This is a genomic window from Lysinibacillus sp. NPDC056185, assembly GCF_047737915.1.
Taxonomy (GTDB): Bacteria; Bacillota; Bacilli; order Bacillales_A; family Planococcaceae; genus Lysinibacillus.
On the sequence record NZ_JBLLLQ010000004.1, the window covers coordinates 149,712 to 167,575 of the forward strand.

The 17,864-nt window shown below is 38.3% G+C and carries 20 protein-coding genes; 4 read left to right on the forward strand and 16 right to left on the reverse strand.

Going from position 1 to position 17,864, the window contains the following annotated elements; genetic code table 11:
• Window positions 1-3 precede the first annotated feature (3 nt).
• The 4 genes from ACMZ42_RS06115 to ACMZ42_RS06130 all read right to left on the reverse strand — a co-directional run bounded on the left by ACMZ42_RS06115 (window position 4) and on the right by ACMZ42_RS06130 (window position 2,760).
• Window positions 4-1,041 carry an aspartate-semialdehyde dehydrogenase gene (locus ACMZ42_RS06115; RefSeq protein ID WP_415730914.1) on the reverse strand — a complete coding sequence of 346 codons (1,038 nt, stop codon included), beginning with the start codon at window positions 1,039-1,041 and terminating at the stop codon, window positions 4-6.
• A gap of 82 nt (window positions 1,042-1,123) precedes the next feature.
• On the reverse strand, window positions 1,124-1,714 hold the full coding sequence (locus ACMZ42_RS06120) for a dipicolinate synthase subunit B (RefSeq protein ID WP_370075183.1): 591 nt from the start codon (window positions 1,712-1,714) through the stop codon (window positions 1,124-1,126).
• Window positions 1,705-2,487: a dipicolinate synthase gene (locus ACMZ42_RS06125; RefSeq protein WP_370075184.1), complete on the reverse strand. Its 783-nt coding sequence runs from the start codon at window positions 2,485-2,487 to the stop codon at window positions 1,705-1,707. Before ACMZ42_RS06125 ends, ACMZ42_RS06120 begins: the two co-directional genes overlap by 10 nt.
• Window positions 2,488-2,496: 9 nt before the next feature.
• The gene (locus tag ACMZ42_RS06130; protein WP_370075185.1) at window positions 2,497-2,760 is read right to left on the reverse strand and encodes a YlmC/YmxH family sporulation protein; all 264 of its coding nucleotides are present in this window, start codon (window positions 2,758-2,760) and stop codon (window positions 2,497-2,499) included.
• A gap of 143 nt (window positions 2,761-2,903) precedes the next feature.
• Between ACMZ42_RS06130 and ACMZ42_RS06135 the strand changes: the two genes are divergently transcribed.
• Genes ACMZ42_RS06135 through ACMZ42_RS06150 form a run of 4 tightly spaced genes read left to right on the forward strand, consistent with a single transcriptional unit; the run spans window position 2,904 to window position 5,385 of the window.
• Window positions 2,904-3,281, forward strand: a complete 378-nt coding sequence (locus ACMZ42_RS06135; protein ID WP_323645092.1) for a GntR family transcriptional regulator — start codon at window positions 2,904-2,906, stop codon at window positions 3,279-3,281.
• Entirely contained in the window at window positions 3,282-4,124 is an 843-nt protein-coding gene (locus ACMZ42_RS06140) for an ABC transporter ATP-binding protein (protein ID WP_370075186.1), read from the forward strand.
• 2 nt (window positions 4,125-4,126) lie between these two features.
• Window positions 4,127-4,753, forward strand: coding sequence for an ABC-2 transporter permease (locus ACMZ42_RS06145; RefSeq protein ID WP_415730942.1), 627 nt, complete (start codon window positions 4,127-4,129; stop codon window positions 4,751-4,753).
• Window positions 4,754-4,767: 14 nt separating this feature from the next.
• A complete protein-coding gene (locus tag ACMZ42_RS06150) occupies window positions 4,768-5,385 on the forward strand; it encodes an ABC-2 transporter permease (protein WP_415730915.1) in 618 nt (205 codons plus the stop codon).
• Between the two features lie 42 nt (window positions 5,386-5,427).
• Here ACMZ42_RS06150 and ACMZ42_RS06155 read toward each other — a convergent pair whose 3' ends face one another.
• The 12 genes from ACMZ42_RS06155 to rimP form a co-directional block, all read right to left on the reverse strand.
• On the reverse strand, window positions 5,428-6,651 hold the full coding sequence (locus ACMZ42_RS06155) for a M16 family metallopeptidase (protein ID WP_415730916.1): 1,224 nt from the start codon (window positions 6,649-6,651) through the stop codon (window positions 5,428-5,430).
• Between the two features lie 455 nt (window positions 6,652-7,106).
• A complete protein-coding gene (gene pnp, locus ACMZ42_RS06160; RefSeq protein ID WP_370075190.1) occupies window positions 7,107-9,221 on the reverse strand; it encodes a polyribonucleotide nucleotidyltransferase in 2,115 nt (704 codons plus the stop codon).
• Window positions 9,222-9,498: 277 nt separating this feature from the next.
• A complete protein-coding gene (gene rpsO / locus ACMZ42_RS06165; RefSeq protein WP_370075191.1) occupies window positions 9,499-9,768 on the reverse strand; it encodes a 30S ribosomal protein S15 in 270 nt (89 codons plus the stop codon).
• Between the two features lie 440 nt (window positions 9,769-10,208).
• Window positions 10,209-11,165: a riboflavin biosynthesis protein RibF gene (gene ribF, locus ACMZ42_RS06170; protein WP_370075192.1), complete on the reverse strand. Its 957-nt coding sequence runs from the start codon at window positions 11,163-11,165 to the stop codon at window positions 10,209-10,211.
• A 13-nt stretch (window positions 11,166-11,178) separates the two neighbouring features.
• A complete protein-coding gene (gene truB / locus ACMZ42_RS06175) occupies window positions 11,179-12,090 on the reverse strand; it encodes a tRNA pseudouridine(55) synthase TruB (RefSeq protein ID WP_370075193.1) in 912 nt (303 codons plus the stop codon).
• A 241-nt stretch (window positions 12,091-12,331) separates the two neighbouring features.
• Window positions 12,332-12,673, reverse strand: coding sequence for a 30S ribosome-binding factor RbfA (gene rbfA, locus ACMZ42_RS06180; protein WP_100543905.1), 342 nt, complete (start codon window positions 12,671-12,673; stop codon window positions 12,332-12,334).
• Window positions 12,674-12,777: 104 nt separating this feature from the next.
• Window positions 12,778-13,056, reverse strand: a complete 279-nt coding sequence (locus ACMZ42_RS06185) for a DUF503 domain-containing protein (RefSeq protein WP_370075194.1) — start codon at window positions 13,054-13,056, stop codon at window positions 12,778-12,780.
• Window positions 13,056-15,311, reverse strand: coding sequence for a translation initiation factor IF-2 (gene infB / locus ACMZ42_RS06190; protein WP_415730917.1), 2,256 nt, complete (start codon window positions 15,309-15,311; stop codon window positions 13,056-13,058). Before infB ends, ACMZ42_RS06185 begins: the two co-directional genes overlap by 1 nt.
• A gap of 14 nt (window positions 15,312-15,325) precedes the next feature.
• Window positions 15,326-15,637: a YlxQ family RNA-binding protein gene (locus ACMZ42_RS06195; RefSeq protein WP_370075196.1), complete on the reverse strand. Its 312-nt coding sequence runs from the start codon at window positions 15,635-15,637 to the stop codon at window positions 15,326-15,328.
• Window positions 15,634-15,912, reverse strand: a complete 279-nt coding sequence (gene rnpM / locus ACMZ42_RS06200) for an RNase P modulator RnpM (protein WP_053594244.1) — start codon at window positions 15,910-15,912, stop codon at window positions 15,634-15,636. The genes ACMZ42_RS06195 and rnpM overlap by 4 nt, the downstream gene beginning before the upstream one ends.
• 167 nt (window positions 15,913-16,079) lie before the next feature.
• A complete protein-coding gene (gene nusA, locus ACMZ42_RS06205; RefSeq protein WP_337991268.1) occupies window positions 16,080-17,219 on the reverse strand; it encodes a transcription termination factor NusA in 1,140 nt (379 codons plus the stop codon).
• Between the two features lie 31 nt (window positions 17,220-17,250).
• A complete protein-coding gene (rimP, locus tag ACMZ42_RS06210; protein WP_142507439.1) occupies window positions 17,251-17,721 on the reverse strand; it encodes a ribosome maturation factor RimP in 471 nt (156 codons plus the stop codon).
• Window positions 17,722-17,864 lie beyond the last annotated feature (143 nt).

The window sequence follows — 17,864 nt, forward strand, 5'->3', positions numbered from 1 at the left end:
CTCTTATAGTAAGTTATCCTCCAGCATTGCTTCTGCAATTTGAATAGAGTTTAATGCAGCGCCTTTTAAAAGATTGTCAGAAACGATCCATAGATGGAATCCTTTTTTATTGTCTAAATCTTGTCGGATACGTCCTACATAAGTAGCATCTTCCCCTTCTGCATAGATAGGCATTGGGTAAGTTTGTGTTGCGATATCATCTTGTAATACTACACCTGGTGCACTGCGTAATACTTCAAAAATCTCCTGTACCGTTGCTTCTTTTTCTACTTCAATATAAACAGATTCAGAGTGTCCTGAAACGACTGGCACACGAACACAAGTTGCTGCTACGTTTAGCTCTGGTGCATGCATGATTTTCTTCGTTTCATTAATCATTTTCATTTCTTCGTATGTAAAGCCATTGTCTGTAAATTTATCAATTTGTGGAATGACATTACGAGCGATTGGATAATGACGTTTGTCGCTACCAGAAGGTAAAATATTTGCTTCTACATCCTTACCTGCATCCCAATTTTCACTTTGTGCCTTTAATTCTTGAATAGCAGAAATACCTGCACCTGAAACTGCTTGGTATGTTGATACAATAATTTTTGTTAAGCCAAATTCATTACGAATAGGTTCAAGTGCAGCCATCATTTGAATTGTAGAGCAGTTTGGATTCGCAATAATCCCTTTATGCTTAGCAAGATCGCCACGATTTACTTCAGGCACAACTAGTGGTACCTCTGGATCCATGCGGAAATGGCTCGTATTATCGATCACTACGGCACCACGTTTTGCCGCTTCTGGCGCCAACTCCGCTGATACAGAACCACCAGCTGAGAATAAAGCGACATTGACGCCTTCAAAAGCTTCAGGTGTCGCTTCTTCAATTGTATATGTCTTACCATTAAATTCGATTGGTTTCCCTGCTGAACGTGCAGAAGCTAAGAACTTAATATCTCCGATTGGAAAATTCCGTTTAATTAGCTGTTCCATCATTTTTGTGCCTACTGCCCCTGTTGCTCCAACAACCGCAACTGTTAACTGCTTTGTCATCTGTCATCTCTCCTTGAATACATGTTACATAATGTGTGCTATTGTATCACAAAAATACTGAAAATTGTGTGCAATTCGTGAATTATTTGAAATATTGTATAAACAGTGGTTGTAATTGCTTTTTCTCCGTAATCGCTTCATGAACAGTTGCGACCATTTGATCAAAATCAGCAATCAAGGAATTTGGCTTGGAATGTGGGGAGTCTTGCCCGAATGGAATAAAGTAAATGTTTTTAGCATTTAGCAGTCTCATAATATTCATACCATTTAAGCCAAGTGCATCATTTGTTGAGATGCCTAGGACAACAGGCGAACCGTTACGTAATGTTGCCTTAGCAGCCATCAAGACCGGACTATCTGTTGCTGCATTAGCAAATTTACTAATACTATTGCCAGTCATCGGCGCTATAACCATCGCATCCAATGGATTGGATGGTCCGAATGGTTCTGCCTCTTTAATAGAGGATATAACCTTTTCTCCAGTCAATTCCTCTATTTTTGCAATCCACTCCTCCCCGGTACCAAAACGCGTAGCCGCATGTAACACGGAATGCGTAATTATTGGAACAACTGTTGCTCCTGCATCTATAAAGTTTTGAATTTTAGGTACTACATCCTCATACGTACAGTGAGAGGCTGTAATACCTAAACCAATTCGTTTACCTAATAGCAATTTTCTTCCTCCTCTATTGCCTTGCACAATATTGTAGCTGCATCATGTGCAAAGTATTTCCCAGGTAATGATGGCAATAGTACGTACGTTTGTAATTGCTCAGTGTCTATATCTAAACAGCCAGGCTCTGAAGCCAAATCATATAGGACAGCTGGGACATGATCTAGGAATGATTCTGTAATCCATTTAGCTGGAATCGTATTGATAAAAATCCCATCATTAATTGACCATTTGCGGTCGTCTAAATTCGTAGCTTTATAACCATATGCCTTTGCTTCACTCACTTGTACAACTGAACGCGCAACTATATGGACATTAGCGCCCATCTTGACGAGTAAAGAGGCGAGCATTTTGGCTGTGCGTCCAAAACCTGCGATAGTAAAGTTTTGTCCGTAAATGCATTTTTGCTCGAGTCCGTAAAACGTGGCGATAAATCCCTCGGCTGTTAATCGTGCGTTTTGCCAAATAAAAGATTCTTGTTGTAAATAACAATTTGTTTCATTCTTCTCAAGCAATTGCTTCCAATGCATAGTCAAACGCCCTGTATAAAACTTAACTTGAGATATCCCATAAAGCTGTTCCACTTCAATTTTTAGTGGAAGGATGGGAAGAATAATTCTATTTGGTTGAAATTCTAATACAAGTTTATTTAACTCTTCATTCCAAACTGATGTTCTTTTATAAAATACCGTTCTCGATGGGCTTCTTAGCATTGTAGCTAATTCCTTTAACCTTAGATCCTCACCGATAACAAGCCATTTTTCATTTTCCAAAAGCTCACCTCACTGTAAAAATTCTGACTGAACCGTCGTTGTTTTGTTAAATAAAATACGATCTTCTCCAATTAGTATAATTTCATGCCAAGGTATCATTTCACTAACTTTTACTTTCTTTTTTTGGAATGGCAATTTATCTTTAACAATCTCAAAACCATGAATCTTTCCTGTTTGCACATCTATTAGACATTCTGTATGTGCCAATATACCAAAATGTACGCCACCCTCAACTTGAATTAACTCTTTATCCACCATCTCTGATAGTAGCATTCCTCATCTCCCTCCTTGAACCGTTACCCCAATATATGCCGAGTTTTTGCAATTCGTGACCCTTACCCAAAGTATGAAAATATTGCATTTATTAACCATACTGTGTATAGTGTGTATATACAGTAGTGTGAGGTGAGAAATTTGTGCATATTCATTTAAGCAACGCAAGTGATAAACCCATCTATGAGCAAATAACCGTACAGCTTAAGGAAGCGATACTAGCCAATAAATTACAGGCAGGTGACGCACTACCATCTATTCGTGCACTTGCAAAGGATTTAAAAATTAGCGTTATGACAACGAAGCGAGCTTATGCTGATTTAGAGCGAGATGGATTTATCGAAACAGTAGCTGGAAAAGGAAGTTTTGTTACAGAACGAAATCAAGATTTTCTACGAGAGGAATTATTACGTCAAGTTGAGGAGCATATGCAAAAAGCAGTGAAAACGGCCAAAACTGCTGGGCTGACAAAAGAAGAAGTACAGGAGTTACTTTCATTAATTTTGGAGGAGGACAACTAAATGAATGCTATTGAAGTTCATGATTTACATAAAAGCTTTGAAGGGTTTTCTCTTAATGATGTAAGTTTTTCAGTACCTCAAGGCACTGTCATGGGTTTTGTAGGAGAAAACGGTGCTGGGAAGTCTACTACAATTAAATGCATACTTAACCTACTCAAAAAAGAATATGGCGAAATTTTGCTATTTGGTAAGGATATTGTCGAACATGAATTATCGATAAAAAACGACATCGGTGTGGTTTTTGACGATTTACATGTGCCTGAAACACTTAATGCGGCGCAACTCGACAAAATTATGAAAAAAGTTTTTAAAACATGGGATTCAGGCTATTATTTTGAGCGATTAGCACAATTTAAAGTTCCGGAGAGGAAGAAGGTTAAAGAATTATCCCGAGGAATGAGGATGAAGCTTTCCATAGCATTAGCATTGTCGCATCATCCAAAACTTTTAATTTTAGATGAACCAACGAGTGGGCTAGATCCGATTATACGTGATGAAATTCTCGATTTATTTTTAACGTTTATGCAGGATGAAACACATAGCATCCTGTTTTCTTCTCATATAACAAGTGATTTAGAAAAGATAGCTGACTACATTACACTCATTCATAATGGGGAAATTTTATTTAGCGAAAGTAAGGATGTACTTGTCTATGAGTACGGCATATTTAAAGGAAATAATGAGGAAGTAAGCGTAATACCAGAACATGCCATTATAAGAAAACGTAATGGAGCCTTTGGAATAGAAGCCTTGGTTCTAAAAAATGAAGTAAATGAGGTATTTTCCCTTGAAAAGCCTTCTATAGAAGATATCATGCTATTTTATGTGAAGGGTAGTGTTTGAACATGGCAGGTCTTATCTTAAAAGATTTAATGTCGATTCAACGTCAAATTAAAACACAGGCCTTCGTGCTAATTTTTTTCCTATTTATATCAATTTTTATGCAACAAGGTTTAATGCTCTTTACAATAATTATATTTATCGTGACCTTTCAAACTATAACTGCTCTTACCTATGATGATCAAAGCAGTTGGGATAAATATGCAAATACTTTACCCATTTCAAAAGGGGACATAATACTTAGTAAATATATACTTAGCATCCTTCTTATGCTTTTTGGGCTTATACTCGCACTACCGATTGTATTTATTATTCATCGTTTTACGAATAACTGGGCATCAGCAGAGTTTTTTCCAACATTTAATCTTCTTGTGACATTAGCCTTTTGTATGTTAGCACTATTATTACCGATCTACATTAAATTTGGTTCTATAAAGGGAAGAATGGTTCTTATTGCTCTTTGCTTCATACCCGGTTTCTTATTTGGTCTTTTAAAAGAGTATGTTCCAGATATGACATTAACATTATCCAGCTTAAAAAAGTATATGTTTTTTGCTCCTTTTGCTGGACTTTTAATCTTATGGCTGTCCTCTCTTATTTCAACCGCAATTTATCAACGTAAAGAATTCTAGGAGGGAAAGAGACAATGCAGGCTTTACTTTTACAAAGAATTATGGTCCAAAAATGGTCCATTCTTTTTGCAGTTATTATTTGTATGATCATAAGTTACATGAAAATACCTTTTTTAGATAATCCCGCAATAGTAATATTTGCTGTAGTTTTTTCTGCTTCCATTGTTGGAGGAATCTATGAGGACGATCAAAAAGTAAAATGGGAATTGTTTGTCAATAGTCTGCCTTTGACGAGAAAAACACAGCTACAAGCTGATTTTCTATATTGTCACGGCTTCGTGATGCTACTTTTTGTTCTAATCGCACCTGCTTATTTTTCTCAAAATGCAGCTGATGGTAATTTTCCAGAGCATTTTGCCATGTACTTCGCCTATATTAGCAGTGCTTCTTTACTCATCTCCATTCAGTTTTATATCCATCATCTAGACGAGACAAAGCGGATGCGTTATTTTAGAATGATAACAGCCATCTTCCTTATTTTTATAATTAATTTCCCTATCCATTACTTTTTATCACAAGTAGTCGAAAACTTTTTGATAATTATTTTAATTCCTTCAATCATAAGTATAATCATTAGTAATTTTATTTTACTTCAAACCCATACCTTATATTTAGCAAGAGAGGTTTTTTAAAGCGACTGAATAGAGAAAAGGTTGCCTAAATGGCAACCTTTTTTAAGCCTCTGGGCCAATAATTGAAATGGCTGGCTCAGCTTTCAAGATTTTTGCTATTAAGCGATCTACCGATTCCATAGATACGGCCTCGATGGACGCTAATACTTCGTCTACAGAACGATGTCTGCGATGCACTAACTCACTTGTACCGTTGCGATTCATTCGAGCGCCTGTCCCCTCTAGACCGAGTACAAAACTACCCTTCAGCTGCTCCTTCGCATTCATAAGTTCTTCCTCGGTCACACCACCTGCTACGATATCAAGTAATGTCGCATCAATTGTATGTTGAAGCTGTGATAATTGCTGACGACTTGTACTACTATAAATCGTAAATGCGCCAACATCTGCATAACAGGATTGATAAGAAAATATTGAATAGGCTAAACCACGTTCTTCGCGTACTTCTTGGAACAGACGAGAGCTCATATTACCACCAATAATATTATTAAGTGCAATAAAGCTATACATATCTGGATTTTTCACACCAATTGCTGGATAAGAAATGGCCAAATGCGCTTGCTCCGTATCGCGAGTTTTTGAAATCTCTCCTGGATAAAAATGAGGATTCGAAAGCACAGGCTCTACCGCAAGTGGAGATGGCTGGTATTGGCCAAATAAGTCTTCAATTGTTTGCATGAGCTTCGCAGAAATATTTCCCGCTATTGAAATAACAACTGATTCTGGACCATAATGTTTCGCCATATAGTTACGTATCATATCTGCTGTAAATGTTTTTAAAGTAGTCGCAGTTCCGAGAATTGGACGACCGAGTGCGTCGTTTGGATACATGACTCCCCATAGCTTTTCATGAACATCGTCATCAGCTGCGTCTTCACTCATTAATATTTCCTCTAGTACAACTTGTCTTTCCCTCTCTAACTCTTCCTCTGCAAACGAAGAATTAAAGAACATATCCGCTAATATTGTAACTGCAAGCTCTGCATGATGGTCTAAAACCTTTGCATAATAACAAGTGTTTTCCTTGGATGTAAAGGCATTTAACTCTCCACCAATTCGGTCAAATTCTTCAGCAATTTGGCGAGCTGTTCGAGTTTTTGTCCCTTTAAAAAGCATGTGTTCTATAAAATGCGTAATGCCATTTTCCTCTGGAAGCTCATAACGAGATCCTGCATTAACAAAAATGCCTAGCGCAACGGATCTTACATGATCGATTTGCTCAGACACAATACGAACACCATTCTGACATGTATGTACTTGTACCAAAAAATCTCCCCCAATTTATCTCTGGTTCTACATCAAAGGCATAATGTGGGATCATCACCAAAACGTGTGGTTGATTTCCGTTCCGACTGGGCGCTTTGTTGTTGCTGTCGCTTCGCTTTCGCACAGATAAAACAATTGCTGCCGCTTCGCTTTCGCACAGAAAACATTTGTAGCTGACGCTTTGCTTTTGCTACAGAAAACATTTGCCGCTGTCGCGCAGATAAAACAATTGTTGCTGTCGCTTCGCTTTCGCACAGCGCAAAGCTTCCTATGGGCGTCCATTCTCCACTCCAATCAACTTATTTACATAGTATACGTTTTACCAAAAGTCATTCACGACTTTTAGTGATGAACCATAATGTGAAGCTTCCCCCAAAATATCCCTTATTGAACCATTTTCCTTATACTTGATTTAAAAAAGGCTGCGCATTATACGCAGCCTTTTCTACAATTTATTATTTATCTTGCTCAGCGCGTTCTTTTTCCTCTTGGATTACAACTTTACGAGATAAATTCACACGACCTTGCTTGTCAATTTCAATAACTTTTACAAGTAATTGATCGCCAAGTTTTAAGACATCTTCAACTTGTTTTGTACGTTCCTCTTGAATTTCAGAGATGTGAAGTAAGCCGTCTTTCCCAGGGAATATTTCACAGAACGCACCGAATTTTTCAATACGTTTAACTGTTGATAAGTAATACTCGCCAACTTTTGCTTCACGTACGATGTCTTCGATAATTTGTTTTGCACGAGCGTTCATTTCTTCATCTGCAGAAGAGATGTAAATTGTACCATCTTGCTCAGTATCAATTTTTACGCCAGTTTCTTCAATAATTTTGTTAATTTGTTTACCACCAGGTCCGATGACATCGCGAATTTTATCAGGATTGATTTTCACGATTACAATTTTCGGTGCAAATGTAGATAATTTTCCACGTGGTTCTGCAAGAGTAGCAAGCATTGATTCTAAAATGTGCATACGGCCAATTTTAGCTTGTGTTAATGCTTCTTCTAAAATATTACGTGATAAACCATCAATTTTAATGTCCATTTGAAGTGCTGTTACACCTTTAGCTGTACCAGCAACTTTAAAGTCCATATCTCCAAGGTGGTCTTCCATACCTTGAATATCAGTTAAAATAGAGTAATGTTCGTCTTTTTTAATAAGACCCATCGCAATACCTGCTACAGGTGCTTTTAATGGAACACCAGCATCCATCATCGCTAACGTTGAAGCACAGATAGAAGCTTGAGATGTAGAACCGTTTGACTCAAGTACTTCCGATACACAACGGATTGTATATGGGAATACAGACTCATCTGGAATAACCGCATCAAGAGCACGCTCTCCTAGTGCACCATGACCGATTTCACGACGACCTGGTCCACGAATTGGGCCAGTTTCCCCTACAGAGAATTGCGGGAAGTTATAGTGATGCATAAAGCGTTTTGATTCTTCTACACCTAAACCGTCGATAATTTGTACATCCCCAAGTGCACCTAATGTACAAATAGAAAGGGCCTGTGTTTGTCCACGCGTAAATAATGCTGAACCATGAGTACGTTGCAATAAGCCTGTTTCAGAAGAAAGTGGACGGATTTCGTCTAACTTACGACCATCTGGACGAACTTTATCTTCTGTAATTTGACGACGTACTTCGTCTTTCACCATTTTATCTAGAATTGTATGAACTTGCTTCATTGTTACTTCATCCGCTTCTTGCTCTTCATAAGAAGCAATAACACGATCTTTTACTGCTTTAATAGCCTCATCACGTGCATGTTTTTCAGCAGTTTGAATAGCATCATGCATGTCAGTCTCACAAATTGCTTTTATATCTGCTTGAATCGCTTCATCAATTTCAAATAATGTTACAGGTAATTTTTCTTTCCCTACTTCTGCAACGATTTGCTCTTGGAAAGCAATAATTTTTTTGATTTCTTCATGACCGAACATAATGGCTTCAAGCATTACTTCTTCCGGTACTTCTAGTGCACCAGCTTCAACCATGTTGATAGCATCCTTGTTACCTGCTACAGATAAATGGACTGTTGACTGATTAGATTGTTCCACTGTTGGGTTCACGATAAATTTACCGTCAATATATCCAACTTGTACACCTGCAATCGGTCCATCAAATGGAATATCCGAAATAGCTAACGCTAATGATGAACCAACCATTGCAGCCATTTCAGACGTGCAATCCGGATCGTTAGACATGACCATCGAAATCGCTTGTACTTCATTACGGAAACCGTCTGGGAACATCGGACGAATTGGACGGTCGATTAAACGGCTTGCTAGTATTGCTTTTTCAGATGGACGTCCTTCACGTTTAATAAAGCCACCAGGAATTTTACCTGCTGCGTATAAACGTTCTTCATAGTTTACTGTTAATGGGAAGAAATCAAGTGGTTTCGGTGATTTTGACATTGTTGCTGTTGAAAGTACTGATGTATCACCATAGCGTACTAATACGGCCCCATTTGCTTGTTTTGCTAACTGTCCAACTTCGATTACTAGTGGACGGCCAGCCCATTCATAGGAATAGACTTTCTTTTCGTTCATTCAATGAACCCCTCTCTATTATAAAAACACTTACTTCGTCTGTATGTACTAATAGTAAGTGTACCAAAAATGCTTGTTCTATGCTAAATATTTCATCAAATAATCATACATTTAAATTCAGTTATTGCCAATTTATTTAGGATTTATTTCTATATTTGATTGAAACAAATTTTTTTGCTTGAAATTCATGTCATATATGCTTTTTTAAAGCTTACTGTCTTCTTAATGTTTATAAACATAAAGAAAAAGCGGGATTAATCCCGCTTTTCGATTGCAATTAGCGACGTAAGCCTAAACGAGTGATTAGTTCACGGTAACGTTGTACGTCAGTTTCACGAAGATATTTTAATAAGTGACGACGACGACCTACCATTTTAAGAAGACCACGCTCAGAGTGGAAATCTTTTTTGTGTGTACGTAAGTGCGAGTTTAGAGCGTTAATTTCCTCTGTTAATACTGCAACTTGTACTTCTGGAGAACCAGTGTCACTTTCGTGAGTACGGAACTCAGCAATTAGTTCGTTTTTACGTTGTTTTGAAATAGCCATTTGTATGGACCTCCTAAATAATTGTTTATCCCCATTAGCACAGTATTCGTTGGAGTCATCGATATACCGAGCTAAGGTTAAGCATATTATGCACTTATGAATGTTACCATAAATCAAAAGGTCAAGCAAGTGTTAACGTAAGCGCCTATTCATAGGCTGAAGCAGATTTAAGCTCATCTCCATAACGTGGGGTTGATTTCCGTTCCGACTGGGCGCTTTGTTGTTGCTGCCGCTTCGCTTTCGCACAGAGCAAAGCTTCCTAGGAGCGTCCGTTGAGGCTTCACTCGCGATGCTCGCTCAAGGGTCTCGGCCAACACGATGTTGGTCACGAAGGCGTTATCACAGGACGTGATGGTTTTAGCCTTCGTTCCTCTTAATCGCTAATCCCCAAGGAGTCGCCCAGCCTCCACTCCAATCAACTTATATTCATGGTATACGTTTTAACTTTTGCTAATAACCTTAAAATATTCAATTGCTTCCTGTTTATCTTTTTCGATTTGGGCTTTCAAAGCTTCAATGCCATCGAATTTTCGTTCACTTCTTATACGTTTATACCAAGCGACATGCACTTCTTCACCGTAAATATTTTTTTCGAAGTTTAATATATGGACTTCGATGGATAATTGTTTGTCGTTTGGATCTTTAAATGTTGGTTTATAGCCTACATTACATACACCATCATACCAGTTATTTTGTACAAGTACTCGAACCGCATATACACCGCTTGCTGGAATATAAGTCCCCTCTAACGCTTGGACATTTGCAGTTGGGAAACCTATTGTGCGTCCTCGCTTATCACCATGTATAACGATACCCGTAACTTCAAATGGTCGTCCTAGGAGCAATCTTGCTTCTTCCATATCTCCCTCTTGCAAAAGCTTACGGATACGTGTAGAGCTAATTTTTTCGATATCATCCGTTTTCTTTTCAACAACCGTTACGCCGTAATCTCCATTGCTCAATGCACGCATATCTTCCATTGTACCTTTACCAAATGCACCAAAAGAATAATCAAAGCCAGCTGTAACATGTTGAATGTTCAACCCACGAATAAATGTATCAATAAATGCATCAGGTGACAGCTTTGCAAAATCAGATGTGAAATGCACAACAAATGCTGTATCAACACCCAGTTCTTCAAAAAGCTGCAATTTTTGCTGTAATAACGTTATATAAAATACTTTTTCGTTACGTCCGCCAAGCACTAAAGAAGGATGTGGATCGAATGTCATAACAGCCGTTGGAATTTGACGCTTGTCTCCTTCTTCCTTCGCTGCCTTAATAACTGCCTGATGCCCTCTATGTACACCATCAAAAAAACCAAGTGCCAATGAATATGGCTGTATGCTTTCTCGTTGCTGTAGTTGGTGTGGGTATTTTAAATGAATGACCTCCATACTAAAAATCCTCCTACTCTATCGTCGGAAACATCTTATGTGGCTTCATAAACCCTTCCTTTGTAGGATGGGCATGATAGACCGCAATTGCTTTCCCACTGATTCCAAAAACAATTTTATCATGTATCTTTAATAATGCATCTGCGGGAAGCACTTGTCCATTGAAAATTTCTTTTTCGTTCGCGGAAGTGATCTCCATATATGGATAATCTGTTAATGCATACTCAACTGGTAAAATGCATGTATCAATTTGTTCAGCTTCCATCAGTTCAGCAACTTGTGCCAACGTAAAGCAATTCTCTTGCGTAAATGTACCTGAGGCTGTACGTACGAGCTCTTTCATATGTGCTGGATAGCCAAGTGCCGCTCCGATTTGCACAGCTAGTGTTCGAATATACGTCCCTTTACTACACTCTATACGTACTGGGAATGTAATTTCTTCCCCTTCATATATTTCTACATCATCTAGTAGTTCTAATGCATAAATAGTAACTTGTCGTGTAGGTCTTTCGACAATTTCGCCTTTTCGAGCATATTCATAGAGACGTTTACCATTTACTTTGACAGCTGAAAACATCGGTGGCGTTTGTTGAATAACACCTGTTAGCGATGCTAAAACCTCTTGCAATTGAGTACGTGTGAACTTTTTATTCGTACTATTTTGCTCAACCGTTTCCCCTTCTGCATCCTCAGTTGTCGTTGTACGGCCAATTGAAATAACAGCTTCATAGGTTTTTCCTGCATCAGTTAAGTATTCTGCGATGCGTGTTGCTTGACCAATACAAATAGGAAGAACTCCCTCAACACCTGGATCAAGTGTGCCTGTATGGCCAACTTTTTTAGTACGTAAAATTTTTCGTAATTTAAAGACGCAATCATGACTTGTCATGCCACGTTCTTTCCAAAGCGGTAAAATACCGTTCATAAATTTCCTCCTCAATTCATTTTTAGCTTTGTTTTTCCGCTACAGTTTTATATAGATGAATGCCCTGACACTTCTGCTGAAAACATGACTAGCAGGAGACTGGGCAATCGATGGAAAGCCGCCAGAACGTTTAATGAAGCTTTGCAAAAATGATAGAGCCACAAATGTTCTGTTGCCTTTCCGTTGAATGTAAAAAGTCTGCCTGCATGAACATGCATATGGCAGACTTTTTTAGTTAAACTTATTCTTCGTGTAAACCACGTAGCAATGAATCAATACGGTTACCATATTCAATCGATGAATCGAATTCAAAGATTAGTTCTGGTGTACGACGTAAACGGATTCGTGACCCAATTTCTGAGCGAATGAAACCAGAAGCCTTTAATAAAGCTTTTAATGTTTCCTCTTTTTCACGTTCATTGCCTAGAGTTGTAATATAAATTGTCGCTTGTTGTAAATCACCTGTCACCTCAACACCAGTAACAGTAACGAAACCAACACGCGGATCTTTTATTTTACGTCCAATAATGTCACCGAGCTCTTTTTTCATTTGCTCAGCGACACGGTTTGAGCGTAGAGACATAGTTTGTCACCTCAATTTCGATGTACAGAAAGTTATGTCTTCACTTGTACATATATTTACATACAAGGTATGACTAAATCATACAACACAACTTCTAATGTTACTTATAAATAGTCTCGCCACACATTTAACTGTTCCCAAGCCGGATTTGACTGTAAGTAGTGAAGCGCATGATTAATTTCACGCTCGGCTGCTTCTTTTGAAGAAGAAACAGCAACAAGCGCTAATTTAGTGCGTTGCCATACATTTTGATGGTCAATTTCAGCAATGGATATATTAAATTTTTGCTTAGTGCGGGTAAGCATACGCTGTAGGACAGCACGTTTTTCCTTCAAAGAATGGGCAGTTTGAATCATGAATTCAACCTCTGCATAAACAATCATTATGCACGTTTAACTTCTTCCATAATATAGGCTTCAATAATGTCGCCTTCTTTAATATCGTTGAAGTTTGTGATTGTAATACCACATTCATAACCTCTTGCAACTTCTTTAACTTCATCTTTGAAACGTTTAAGTGTATCTAATTCACCTTCAAAAATTACTACATTGTCACGGATTACACGTACGCCAGAATCACGAGTTACTTTACCTTCTGTTACGTATGAACCAGCAATTGTACCAACTTTTGATACTTTAATTGTTTGTCGAACTTCTGCTTGACCAATAATTTTTTCTACGAATTCTGGATCAAGCATACCTTTCATTGCTTGTTCAATTTCCTCGATTACTTTATAAATAATGCGGTGTAGACGAATATCTACGCCCTCTTCTTCTGCTGCACGTTTTGCATTGACATCTGGACGAACGTTGAAGCCAATAACAATTGCATTTGAAGCCGCAGCAAGAGAAATATCTGATTCTGTAATCGCACCAGCGCCAGTGTGAATAATTTTCACGTTTACGCCTTCAACATCAATTTTCATTAATGATGCAGCCATAGCTTCTACAGTACCTTGAACGTCAGCTTTAACAATTAAGTTTAGCTCTTTCATTTCGCCTTGACTCATTTGTTCGAATAAGTTATCAAGCGTTACGCGTTGTTTTTCTGAGCGTTGTGCTTGAATTGCTGACATTGCACGAGTTTCTCCAACTTGGCGTGCTGTTTTTTCGTCTTCAAAGACAACGAAACGGTCACCAGCTTGTGGTACATCATTTAAGCCTGTGATTTCTACTGGTGTTGATGGTCCAGCTTCTTTCACACGACGGCCTTTATCATTCACCATAGCACGTACTCGCCCATAAGTATGGCCGACAACAATTGGGTCTCCAATTTTTAATGTTCCATCTTGTACTAAAAGTGTTGCAACAGAGCCTCGACCTTTATCTAGCTGTGCTTCAATTACTGTACCAAGTGCTAAGCGATCAGGGTTTGCTTTCAATTCTCCAACTTCAGCGATAAGTAAAATCATTTCAAGTAATGTGTCAATGCCTTCACCTTTTAATGCAGAGATTGGTACGAAAATAGTTTCGCCACCCCAAGCTTCGGGAACTAGGCCATGCTCTGTTAACTCTTGCATCACACGGTCTGGATTAGCTGAAGGTTTATCCATTTTATTGACTGCAACGATAATTGGTACTTCTGCTGCTTTTGCGTGGTTAATCGCTTCTACTGTTTGTGGCATAACACCATCATCCGCAGCTACTACTAAAATCGTTAAATCCGTTACTTTCGCACCACGCGCACGCATAGTTGTAAACGCAGCGTGTCCTGGTGTATCTAGGAACGTAATTTTTTTGTCGCCTTCAGTTACTTGATAAGCACCGATATGCTGAGTAATACCGCCAGCTTCTACAGCTGTAACTTTAGTATTGCGAATAGAGTCTAACAATGTAGTTTTACCATGGTCAACGTGACCCATAATTGTTACTACCGGAGGACGTTCTGATAATTCTGCCTCGTTAACTTCTTCTGTTTGTTCGAAGTGTGTTTCTAAATCCGTAATATCTACACGAATTTCTTCTTCAACTTCTACACCATAGTCTGCGCAAATTAATTCAATTGCATCCTTATCTAATTCTTGGTTAATTGTTGCCATTACACCAAGCATAAATAATTTTTTAATAACTTCTGATGGCTCACGGTGTAATTTTTTTGCTAATTCCGCTACGGAAAGTGATTCAACAAAAGTAATTTTTTCTGGTAATTCCTTTTGTTTCACTGGTAGACTTGGTTGATGTGTTTTTGGATGGCGACGTTTTCCGCCATGAATTCCTGGTTTTGGACGTTGGTTGTAACCTCCGCCGCCTCTACGATTATTATTATTATTATTGTTATTATTATTATTTGTCATATTTCGATTTTGACTACCTTTTGTATTCTTAGATTTTTCGTTAGACGAATTTGAGTTTTGATACGTTTGTTGCTGATTATTTGCTTTAGGCTTGGAAGTAGCAGATTGCTGCTTTTGCCCATCTTGCTTTTTCACCGATTGCTGTGATTTTTGCGATACATTTTGAGTAGGTTGCTTTACGTCTCTTATAGTTTTAAATGTTTGGTTTAACTTTGACACTATGTCTTTTTCTAACATTGACATATGGTTTGTTACGCTAACATTTAATTTATTTAGTGCTTCAATAACCTCTTTACTCGTTTTATTCACTTGTTTCGCATATTCATGAACTCTGATTTTGGTCATCTGCTCACCCCCGATTATTTTTCGTTGAGTAGACTAGACAATTTGCTTGCAAAACCTTTATCGGTAATAGCTAAAGCCACTCGGGCCTCCTTACCTGTAGCATGTCCTAGATCATAACGATCACCAATTACATGATACTCAACGTTGTAATACGTGCATTTATCTTGAATTTTTTTGCCAGAGTTTTTAGAAGCATCGTTTGCAAGCAGTACTAGCTTAGCATTACCATTGCGGACTTCCTTTACTACTAACTCTTCCCCTGAAATCACTTTACGGGCTCTTGCCGCTATTCCAAGCAAATTATACACCGCTTGATTATTAATCATATAATAGACTCCCTACGAATTAACAAAATAAGCTCATCGTAGATTTCTTCAGGGATTTTTACATCAAGTTGGTGCCCTAAAACATTTTTCTTACGGGCGATTTCAATCGCTTTTTCCGATTTAGATACATAGGCACCACGTCCGGGTTTTTTTCCGGAGATATCAACACTTACCTCGCCCTCTTTCGAACGAACGACACGAATCATTTCTTTCTTTGGTAGCATTTCTCCGGTAGCTACACATTTTCGAAGAGGTACTTTTTTATTAATAGCCATAAGAATCACCTTTCCTCTCTGAAGCTTGTCGTAAGAGGTGGACTAGCCATGCACTACATTCGTTATATATATTTATATTTTTCAATGTAGGCTCTGCCATTATTCAGTCGACGCAGCCCAACGTCCACTGAATAATGGCAGCTAACTAGTCACACGGGCTTTCTTACTTATTCTTCGTCGTCTTGATATAAGTCAACTGTCACATCATCAAAATCACTTTCTTCATCCTCAGCAGGTACGAAAGTGCTTGTTGCAGATGGATAAATACCTAACTCACGAGCATCTGTTTCACTCTTAATATCAATTTTCCAGCCAGTTAGCTTAGCAGCTAAACGAGCATTTTGACCACGTTTACCAATTGCTAGTGATAGTTGATAGTCTGGAACAACAACAGTAGTAGATTTTTCTTCTTCATTGACTTGAACGTCTAAAACTTTAGATGGACTAAGAGCATTTGCTACAAATACAACTGGGTCTTCTGACCATTCAACGATATCGATTTTTTCGCCGTTTAATTCATTGACAATTGTTTGCACACGAGCGCCTTTTGCTCCTACACATGAACCTACTGGATCTACCTCTTCGTTATGTGCATAAACAGAAATTTTAGAACGATCTCCTGCTTCACGAGCAATTGATTTAATTTCTACAATACCTTCATAAATTTCAGGTACTTCCATTTCAAATAAGCGACGTAATAAACCAGGATGTGTGCGTGAAACAATAACTTGTGGTCCGCGCGTTGTACGTTCAACCTTTGTAATATAAACCTTAATGCGATCGTGTGGATGGTATGTTTCACCTTGAATTTGTTCGTTTTGTGGTAATGCAGCCTCTACTTTTCCAAGACCTACGTAAATATTACGAGCATCTAGACGCTCAACTACACCCGTCACGATATCATCTTCACGGTCCACATATTGCTCGTAAATTAAGCCGCGTTCTGCTTCGCGAACACGTTGTGTAACAACTTGTTTCGCTGTCTGTGCAGCAATACGACCAAAGTTTCGAGGTGTTACTTCCTGCTCAACCACATCTTCTAACTGGTATGCAGGGTTGATTGCCTTGGCATCTTCTTCAGAGATTTGTAAACGGTCATCTTCTACTTCTTCGACAACATCTTTGCGTGAGAAGACACGAATAGAGCCCTTATCTAAATTTAAGTCAACACGAACATTTTGTGCTTGATTGAAGTTGCGTTTGTAAGCTGTAACTAATGCCGCTTCTATTGCTTCAATTAACACATCTCTTGAAATTCCTTTTTGTTCTTCTAGCGCATTTAGCGCATCTAACAAATCACTACTCATTTTTGTTTTCACTCCTAAATATGCATTATGCTTAGAAATCGATGGCTAGTCGTGCCAATGCGATTTTTTCTTGTTCAATTGTTACAGTAATTTTACGCGTTTTAATGCGTACTTCCATCACTAATGTATGTTCATCGTATGACGTTAAGTAGCCTTGGAATTCCTTCATGTCCTTGATGGGCTCATAGGTTTTAACATAAATAAATTTGCCAATCGCATTTTCAAAATCAGTATCTTTTTTTAATGGACGTTCTGCTCCAGGTGAAGAAACTTCTAAATAATAGTTTTGTGTAATTGGATCATTTTCATCCAATAGCAAACTTAGTCGTTCACTAACTTGAGCACATTGTTCAATGTCAATTCCACCTTCAGGTGTATCCACATAAACACGTAAAAACCAGTTACGTCCTTCTTTTACGAACTCGACATCTACAAGCTCAAGATTTAACTCTTCAACAATCGGTTTGGCGAGCTCTTCAATTAAAGATGGTACTTTGCTCATTATTTCCTCCTGCATCTATCAAATTCTGGCGTAATAAAACAGAAATTCCACCAGTAGCTTTGGTGAAATTTAACGGTCTTACCTGCTGTTAGTCAAAAATTTGTTTTGCTACGGTATAACAACAGAAAAGAGCGGGAAGGTCC